We start from the raw sequence: 8456 nt of genomic DNA, 5'->3' as shown, positions 1-8456 counted from the left end.
ACAGGCGGTTGTTGGTGGATGTTACCCAGTTGCAGAACTGCGCCCAAACGTTGGCGCTTTCGCGCTGCTGTAAGGTAGTTGTCATGTTAGGTATGATTGCTATGTATTTTTCGAGGTTCGTCGGTAGTGATTTCTCTACCGTGATTACAGTATTGCACGGTCAATGAAGTTTTGTAAAGTAGTTTTTCAGAAAGTTTACTTAACTAAGCTATAAAGAAAACTAATGATTGCTCAAGTCAGGCTTCTACCCAGGTGGTAAATCCGGTTTGTACAGTAGATGTGGCACTATCTCAGTCATTGATCTATGTCTTCTGTGATCACTTACAGTCCGGCTTATACACTGGTTCCAACCTACGAGTGTTTTAATCGTTGTACTTACTGTAATTTCCGCTCCGAACCCGGAACAAGCCCAGGGCTGACTCTGACGCAAGCTCAACAAATCTTAAAATCGCTTCAAGATCGAGGGGTGATTGAGATTTTAATCTTAAGTGGAGAAGTTCATCCTCAGAGTCCTCAACGTCCAGCCTGGTTTGAACGAATTTATCAATTATGTGAACTCGCCTTGTCGATGGGATTTTTACCCCACACCAACGCCGGGCCACTTCTCTATGAAGAAATGGCACAACTCAAACAGGTTAATGTCTCAATGGGCTTGATGCTTGAACAAATGACTCCTAAATTGCTGGAAACCGTCCACCGCCACGCCCCGAGTAAAGTTCCTCAACTGCGACTCCAACAGCTAGAATGGGCGGGAGAATTGCAAATTCCCTTTACAACGGGTTTATTATTGGGAATTGGGGAAAATGAGACGGACTGGCGAGAAACCTTAGAAGCGATCGCCACCGTTGATCAGCGTTGGGGACATATCCAAGAAGTGATCTTACAACCTCACAGTCCTGGTCAGCAGCAAGTTTGGCAGGGAGAAGCTTTTAATATGACTCTACTGCCTCAAGTCGTTGCGATCGCTCGTTCTCTACTTCCAAATGAGATTACGTTACAAATTCCGCCGAATCTCGTCACCCATCCTGATATCTTAATCGAATGTCTCATAGCCGGAGCGAGGGATTTAGGCGGTATCAGTCCCCATGATGAAGTGAACCCCGACTATCCTCACCCCGATGCTCAAACGCTTGCCCCTATTCTTGAAGCTAACGGTTGGCAGTTGAAAAAACGCTTACCTGTTTATCCTCAGTATATTCCGGGGTTGCCAGCCCAATTAAAAACTTTAGTTGAGGATTGGCAGCTTGCCACAAAAAGCTCCTCTGTGATACAATGAAAATTCGTGATACGGCGGCATAGCCAAGCGGTAAGGCAGAGGTCTGCAAAATCTCCACCCCCGGTTCAAATCCGGGTGCCGCCTTCTAATATTGAACTCAGAAGTCAGTCAGGGGGTTGAAACCCGTGTCTAATATCCAAAGTCCTCGCACATAGGACTACCAATTAATATTTCAGTCAGTATTAAGTCCTTAATTGTAAAAGTTGTTCGCTAAAAAATTTACTAAATTTTAGGATAATCGACAGAGATTGCAGACTTTCCCACCAGTCTTCTACATCAAAAATTTCGTATAGATCTAGGCTATCCATTATCGAATCAATTTCATCTGAGAATTAATTAAATCTGATTACAGGTATTAACAAATTTAATTGAACGCAATAGCTCATTCAAAAACCCAGTCTAGTCTTCAGCTAGAAACCGATAGATTGCTGATAATCTGACCTAAAACGCCCGCTCAATTTTTGCAAATACTGACGTGAGATCGGTTGACAACACTAGAGATTGAAGTAAACTCGGATGACGTGTGTAATTGTTTACGCTACTGTTTAAGTGAGGGATCAGGATGCAACTATTAGAAAGCTCGGCACTGTTATCTAGCACTGCATAGCTTTCAACAAGATCCCAATTCCTGCTTATTCTGACACTAAACACCTAGCAACGACCATGATACCAAACGATTTGCTGACGACTGACCAACCCGACTCCAATCCCCAAAACCCCGATAAACCCGAAGAAGCTTGTGGTGTTTTCGGTATCTACGCACCGGGTGAAGATGTTGCTAAACTCACCTATTTTGGATTATACGCCCTCCAACACCGAGGTCAAGAATCAGCAGGAATTGCCACCTTTGACTCAGAAAAGCTGCATCTGTACAAAGAGATGGGGTTAGTTTCTCAAGTGTTTAACGAATCGATCCTCAGCGAGTTAAAAGGGAATCTCGCAGTCGGTCACACTCGTTATTCTACAACCGGATCGAGCCGAGTGGTCAATGCTCAACCGGCGGTCGCCAATAGCCGTCTAGGATCAGTCGCAGTCGCTCATAATGGTAATCTGGTTAATACCCCTCAACTGCGGGAAGAGATGACCCGACGCCAATATACTTTTGTTAGTACCACAGATACAGAATTAATTGCTCTGGCGATCGCTTCAGAAATAGATTCGGGTAAGGACTGGTTAGACGCTTGTCAAAGTGCCTTTAAAATGTGCGAAGGTGCATTTAGTTTAGCGATTGGTACCCCTGTGGGATTGATGGGTGTACGCGATCCTCATGGGATTCGTCCTTTGGTGATTGGGACTTTAGACAACAACCCGACTCGATACGTTCTGGCGTCTGAAACCTGCGGTTTAGATATTATCGGTGCTGAATTTTTGCGAGAAGTTCAACCGGGTGAAATGGTTTGGATTACTGAAGACGGATTACAGTCAATTCAATGGGAACAACAAGCCTCTCGAAAACTTTGTGTGTTTGAAATGATCTATTTTGCCCGACCCGATAGCCAAATGGAGGGAGAAAGTCTCTACAGTTATCGAATGCGAATTGGTCGAGTCTTAGCCAAAGAGTCCTATATTGATGGGGATTTAGTAATTGGGGTTCCCGACTCTGGTATTCCGGCGGCGATTGGCTTTTCTCAAGAATCTAATATACCCTACATGGAAGGATTGATCAAAAATCGTTATGTGGGTCGCACGTTTATTCAACCGACTCAGGGAATGCGAGAGTCGGGTATTCGCATGAAACTGAATCCTCTAAAAGATGTTTTGGAAGGAAAGCGAGTGATTATGGTGGATGATTCTATTGTGCGAGGAACCACCAGCCGTAAGATTGTTAAAGCGTTGCGAGATGCAGGGGCGACAGAAGTTCACATGAGAATTTCTTCTCCTCCTGTGACTCATCCTTGCTTCTACGGGATTGATACTGATAGCCAAGATCAATTGATTGCGGCGAAGAAGTCGGTTGAGGAGATTTCTGAACATATTGGGGTGGACTCGTTGGCTTATCTGAGTTGGGAAGGAATGTTACAAGCGACTCACGAAGACCCTCAGAATTTCTGTTCGGCTTGTTTTACCGGAAAATATCCAATAGACGTTCCTGAACTCATCAAGCGTTCAAAATTGATGTTAGAGGAACCTGTGAAGGTTTAAGACAGTTTACAGTAATCAGTGAACAGGCAACAGGCAACAGGCAACAGGCAACAGGCAATAGGCAAGAGGCAAAAGGCAAAAGGCAAAAGGCAAAAGGCAAGAGGCAAAAGGCAAAAGGCAAAAGGCAAAAGGCAATAGGCAATAGGCAACAGGCAAGAGGGGAAGTCTTTAACTGCTAACTGGTCACTGGTCACTGGTCACTCTCTTGCGAACTTTGCTAAGATTGCGAACTAAGTCTCGCCGGAAACCGCGCCCGTCGCAAGTTCGCGCTGGTCACTGATAACTGTCCCCACTGGTCACTGATAACTGATAACTGGTCACTGTTTCTCCGCCTCCTAAGCGCAAAAACCCCTGATGAATGGTTTTTGTTTGATAAGAATTTCATATCTCTCTCGGATTCACTCCGGAATTGTTTGCAGAACTTGGATAGATCGATTAACGTTCCGGATGTGATGCGAGAGGAGGATGCCACCAAAAGCTCATCTAGAACCCCATCTCACGACTGAAGACCTGAAAGTGCGTTACCGACAAGCGAGGGATACTACCGAAGCGCGTCGATGGCACTTGCTTCAGCTCGTCGCGGGTGGCTGGACTATTAAACGAGCCGCCGAGGTTGTAGGCTTGAACTACGACTATTCTAAGGAGATTATTCGGCGCTATAACCGCGAAGGCCCCTGTTCTGTCAGGAACCGTAGCCGCGATCGCCAACCCCCTGTTGCTCGCTCTTTGTTAAGCTTGGCGCAGCAGCAGGAACTCAAAGAGGCTTTACAAAGCCCTCCCCCTGATGGGGGTGCCTGGTCAGGCCCGAAAGTCGCCGAATGGATTGCTCAAAAAACTGGTCGCCAACACGTCTGGCCCCAAAGGGGTTGGGACTATCTCAAGCGACTGGGAATTAACTGGAGACAACGCAAAAATACCGACAATGAGGAGTGAATCTAAGCTTTTAAAATTAGGTTTTGAGACACTTAGCATTGTATTGGTGCATCTACTTTGCGACTCTCTAATTAGAAGTCAGGAGTCAGGAGTCAGGAGTCAGGAGACAGGAGTCAGGAGTTCAGGAGTCAGGAGTCGGGAGTCGGGAGTCGGGAGTCGGGAGACACCGAGACACCGAGACACCGAGACAGGAGTTAGGAGGACCGGAGTTGGGAAAAAACTGTTAACTGAAAACTGTTTTTACTGTTCACTGTTCACTGTTCACTGTTCACTGTTAAGCCAGATTGTACCCGCCACAAACTTGCATAAATTCCTGGTGTTTCTAATAATTGTTCGTGTCGCCCCCATTCTACTAATTTTCCCTGATCCATGACGTAAATACAATCTGCATTCCGCACGGTTGACAGGCGATGGGCGATCGCAATGGTTGTTCGATTTTGGGTAATATATTCGAGCGATCGCTGAATGGCGGCTTCTGTTTCGTTATCGACGGCAGAGGTCGCCTCATCTAATATTAATATAGGTGGATTTTTTAACACGGCTCTCGCAATGGCTATGCGTTGTCGTTGTCCGCCGGATAATTTTTGTCCTCGTTCTCCAACAATTGTATCATACCCTTGGGGTAATTTTTGAATAAAATTATCGGCTTCTGCCACTTGCGCGGCGGCGATAATTTCAGGTAAAGACGCATCAAAAGTTCCATAGGCAATATTTTCAGCAACGGTACCGTGAAATAGAAAAACATCTTGACTCACTAACCCCATAGATTGACGTAAATCTTTTAATTTAATTCGCTCAATTTCAATGCCATCAAGGATAATTTTTCCTGATTGAATTTCATACAATCGCAGCAAGAGTTTAACTAATGTACTTTTTCCTGAACCTGTTGCCCCAACAATTGCTATCGTTTTACCGGCTGGAATTTTTAGGGATAAATCTTCGATAACGGGAAGTCGATTATTGTAGGCAAAGGTAATATTTTTGATGTCTATTTCTCCCCTAACCTGACTGACTGGAAGGGGAATATCTCCCGGATGCGTTTCAATGGATGTATCTAATAAATTCATCACTCGGTTAATAGAAGCCATCGCCCGTTGATACTGATCAAAGGTTTCTCCCAGTCGCGTTAACGGCCATAATAAACGTTGGGTAATAAACACTAAAACGCTATAAGTTCCTACGGCTAATCTTCCGGCTATTGCTTCCATTCCTCCTAATAATAATGTTGCAATAAACCCAAAGAAAATTGCAATTCTAATTAAGGGAACAAAAGCAGAAGACAGTTTAATCGCACGTTTATTACTCTGTCGATAGGCTTCACTTTGTTCGGTAATTCGTCCAGTTTCATAGTCTTCTGCGGTAAAACTTTTAATCGTTGTAATGCCGCTTAAATTATTGGATAACTGACCATTTAACCAGCTAACTCGTTCTCTCACTTCTGCATAACGAGGCGCGAGACGTTTTTGAAATACCATTGATCCCCAAATAATAAAAGGCATGGGTAACATGGCAAACCAAGCCACATTTGGAGCGAGAATAAAAAACCCACCTCCCACTAAAATAACAGTTGTTACCACTTGCAAAATTTCATTCGCACCAAAATTTAAGAACCGTTCTAACTGGTTGATATCATCATTTAAAATTGACATCAAACTTCCGGTACTGCGTTCTTCAAAATAGGCTAATTCGAGTTCTTGTAAATGGCTATAAGCATCTAAACGCAAATCATGTTGAAGGGTTTGGGCTAAGTTTCGCCAGAGGAGTGAATAGGCATATTCAAAAGCTGATTCTAAGCCCCATATAATTAAACTTAAAAGCGACAATACCCACAGTTGGGCGACAACATTTTCGACTCCCCATTGGGCGATAAATGAATCTTGTTGGTTCACGACAACATCAACGGCAGCACCAATTAAAACAGGCGGTGCTAAATCAAATAGTTTATTTAAAATAGAACAAATTGTCGCCTGAAATATTTGCATCCGGTAAGGATGAGCGTATTGTAACAGACGAGTCAAAGGATGAGTGGTTTTCGATGATTTCGGTGACAATTTTTCAACTCCAGTACATGAGTGAACCCTAACTGTATTTGTTGTTTTTGAGGGTAACTGTACAGCAGATTAATTCAAGAGATCCTTTCATTGTTATACCATTTTTCTATAATTTTGTTTTAACCTGTCCTGAAATGAGAGGGAACTAATAGCCTCCTCCTCGTAGGGGGAGGTTGGTGGGGGTTAAAAAGAGAGTTAGGTTAAAGTCAGTGTTTTTAGGATTTTCAATCATTAGTTATTAATAGAACGAGCTAACAAAGGTGCTGCCTTCAAAAGAGTTTGGGTGTAGGGATGTTGAGGATGATTAAAAATAGCTTCAGTTAAACCTATTTCTACTATTTTTCCAGCATTCATTACAGCAATTCTATCGCATAAATATCGGGCTACCCAAAGATCATGGGTAATAAACAAATAGGTTAAATTAAATTCTTCTTTTAATTCTAACATCAAGGCTAAAACTTGGGATTGAACACTCGCATCTAGCATACTTACAGGTTCATCACAAATGATTAATTGAGGACGAGTAATTAACGCTCTGGCAATAGCAACTCGTTGTTGTTGTCCACCGGATAATTCACCGGGATAACGTTCATAATACTCGGATGCAGGGGTTAACCCCACTCGTTCTAACATCGCTATAACTTGAATTTTGGCGGCTTCTGTAGTCGCAATTTTATGAATAAAAAGCGGATCAGAAATCGCCTGTCCAATCGTCATCATTGGATTTAAACAAGCCAGAGGATCTTGAAATACCATCTGCATTTGACGACGATAAGAACGCACTTGTGGAAGCGATAACGTGGTTAATTCTATCCCTGTAAATTCAACAGTTCCTGCTGTTGGACGAACTAACTGTAAAATACTCCGAGATAGGGTACTTTTTCCACAACCGGACTCTCCAACAAGCCCTAATATTTCACCCGGATAGAGGTCTAAACTCACCCCGTCTACTGCTTTAATGGCTGTTTTTTTGCCTGTAAAAAGCTGTTGTATTGAATTTGATTCTAAGCTATAATGTTGTTGTAAATCTCTGACTTGTAATAACGGCTTAGTCGTTTTCTCAAGAATCAGAGTATTTTCTAAACTTTCTTCAATCGCTTGCAAATGTAAAGCCGCATTCAAAAGAGACTGGGTATATTCGTGTTGAGGCTGTTGTAAAATTTGGGACGTTGAATTCATTTCAACCATTTTTCCGCCATACATCACCGCCATGCGATCGCAATATTCCCCCACCATTGCTAAATCATGGGAAATCAACAAAATTGCTGTTCCTCGTTCCTCACACAATCGCGTTAATTCTTGCAAAATTTGAGCCGAGATGGTAACATCTAAACTGGTAGTGGGTTCATCGGCGACAATTAATTTGGGGTCAAGAAGTAACGCTAAGGCGATCGCTACCCGTTGTCTCATTCCCCCACTAAATTCATGGGGATATTGCGACCAACGACTTGCCGGAATTTTCACGGATTCTAATGTTTGAATCGCTTTTTCTTTGGCTTGTGAACGAGAAAGTTGAGGTTGATGAGCGTTCAAAGTTTCGATACAATGTTCACCAATGGTCATCAACGGATCAAGACGAGTCATCGGATCTTGAAACACCAACGCCACCGCCTCACCCCGAAAGCCTCTTAACTGCTTGGGGTTCATCTCAAACACCGACTGTCCCCCAAACATGACTCGCCCTTCAATTTGTGTAGACGCAGGAAGCAAACGCATCGCAGCCCGCCCCAAGGTGGATTTTCCGCAACCCGACTCACCCACCAACCCCAACTTTTCTCCGGGTTTGAGGGTAAAGGAAACATCATCAACCGCCCAAGTCGGTTTGTTGCTGCGACTGGGGTAGGCGACTCGGAGATGTTCGACGCAAAAAAGAGGCTCAGACATGGGGAATGGCAGGTTAAAATTCATTTATAGCAGGGAACAGTGACTAGTAAACTACCCATCGCCAACGCAAAGCTTTTGGCAGAGGCTCTATCCCTAACCCACCCCATCAGGAAACAACAAAAGTTGCCCCTCTAATTGACAAGAATAGGTCGAGATTTCAGGCTGATTTA

General features: G+C 43.7%; 6 protein-coding genes and 1 tRNA gene. 4 read left to right on the top strand and 3 right to left on the bottom strand.

The features are described from left to right. Window positions 1-304: 304 nt before the first annotated feature. Together cofG and VB836_RS13125 are read left to right on the top strand one after the other, a co-directional pair. The gene (gene cofG / locus VB836_RS13130; RefSeq protein ID WP_046280571.1) at window positions 305-1276 is read left to right on the top strand and encodes a 7,8-didemethyl-8-hydroxy-5-deazariboflavin synthase subunit CofG; all 972 of its coding nucleotides are present in this window, start codon (window positions 305-307) and stop codon (window positions 1274-1276) included. Window positions 1277-1289: 13 nt separating this feature from the next. Beyond that, a tRNA-Cys gene (locus VB836_RS13125) sits at window positions 1290-1360 on the top strand. Between the two features lie 98 nt (window positions 1361-1458). On the opposite strand, the gene VB836_RS13120 is transcribed toward VB836_RS13125, so the two are convergent. Beyond that, complete coding sequence (locus VB836_RS13120; RefSeq protein WP_323219720.1) at window positions 1459-1584, bottom strand: hypothetical protein; 126 nt, start codon at window positions 1582-1584, stop codon at window positions 1459-1461. A gap of 355 nt (window positions 1585-1939) precedes the next feature. Between VB836_RS13120 and purF the strand changes: the two genes are divergently transcribed. Together purF and VB836_RS13110 are read left to right on the top strand one after the other, a co-directional pair. Continuing rightward, complete coding sequence (purF, locus tag VB836_RS13115) at window positions 1940-3418, top strand: amidophosphoribosyltransferase (protein ID WP_323219719.1); 1479 nt, start codon at window positions 1940-1942, stop codon at window positions 3416-3418. A gap of 465 nt (window positions 3419-3883) precedes the next feature. Further along, window positions 3884-4351, top strand: coding sequence for a helix-turn-helix domain-containing protein (locus VB836_RS13110; RefSeq protein ID WP_046280573.1), 468 nt, complete (start codon window positions 3884-3886; stop codon window positions 4349-4351). 254 nt (window positions 4352-4605) lie between these two features. Here VB836_RS13110 and VB836_RS13105 read toward each other — a convergent pair whose 3' ends face one another. Together VB836_RS13105 and VB836_RS13100 are read right to left on the bottom strand one after the other, a co-directional pair. Then, window positions 4606-6333: an ABC transporter ATP-binding protein gene (locus VB836_RS13105; RefSeq protein ID WP_323219721.1), complete on the bottom strand. Its 1728-nt coding sequence runs from the start codon at window positions 6331-6333 to the stop codon at window positions 4606-4608. Window positions 6334-6633: 300 nt separating this feature from the next. Continuing rightward, window positions 6634-8286: an ABC transporter ATP-binding protein gene (locus VB836_RS13100; protein WP_323219718.1), complete on the bottom strand. Its 1653-nt coding sequence runs from the start codon at window positions 8284-8286 to the stop codon at window positions 6634-6636. Between the last annotated feature and the right edge of the window lie 170 nt (window positions 8287-8456).

It is taken from the genome of Limnoraphis robusta BA-68 BA1 (assembly GCF_034932365.1).
Lineage (GTDB): Bacteria > Cyanobacteriota > Cyanobacteriia > Cyanobacteriales > Microcoleaceae > Capilliphycus > Capilliphycus robustus.
Note: the sequence above shows the minus strand (reverse complement) of the source record. Positions and strands in the feature narration are given on the sequence as shown.

Bases quoted from the DNA above. Each gene is read 5' to 3' on its own strand.
- cofG (WP_046280571.1), top strand. From the start codon at position 305: ATGTCTTCTGTGATCACTTACAGTCCGGCTTATACACTGGTTCCAACC.
- VB836_RS13120 (WP_323219720.1), bottom strand. From the start codon at position 1,584: ATGGATAGCCTAGATCTATACGAAATTTTTGATGTAGAAGACTGGTGG.
- purF (WP_323219719.1), top strand. From the start codon at position 1,940: ATGATACCAAACGATTTGCTGACGACTGACCAACCCGACTCCAATCCC.
- VB836_RS13110 (WP_046280573.1), top strand. From the start codon at position 3,884: ATGCCACCAAAAGCTCATCTAGAACCCCATCTCACGACTGAAGACCTG.
- VB836_RS13105 (WP_323219721.1), bottom strand. From the start codon at position 6,333: ATGCAAATATTTCAGGCGACAATTTGTTCTATTTTAAATAAACTATTT.
- VB836_RS13100 (WP_323219718.1), bottom strand. From the start codon at position 8,286: ATGTCTGAGCCTCTTTTTTGCGTCGAACATCTCCGAGTCGCCTACCCC.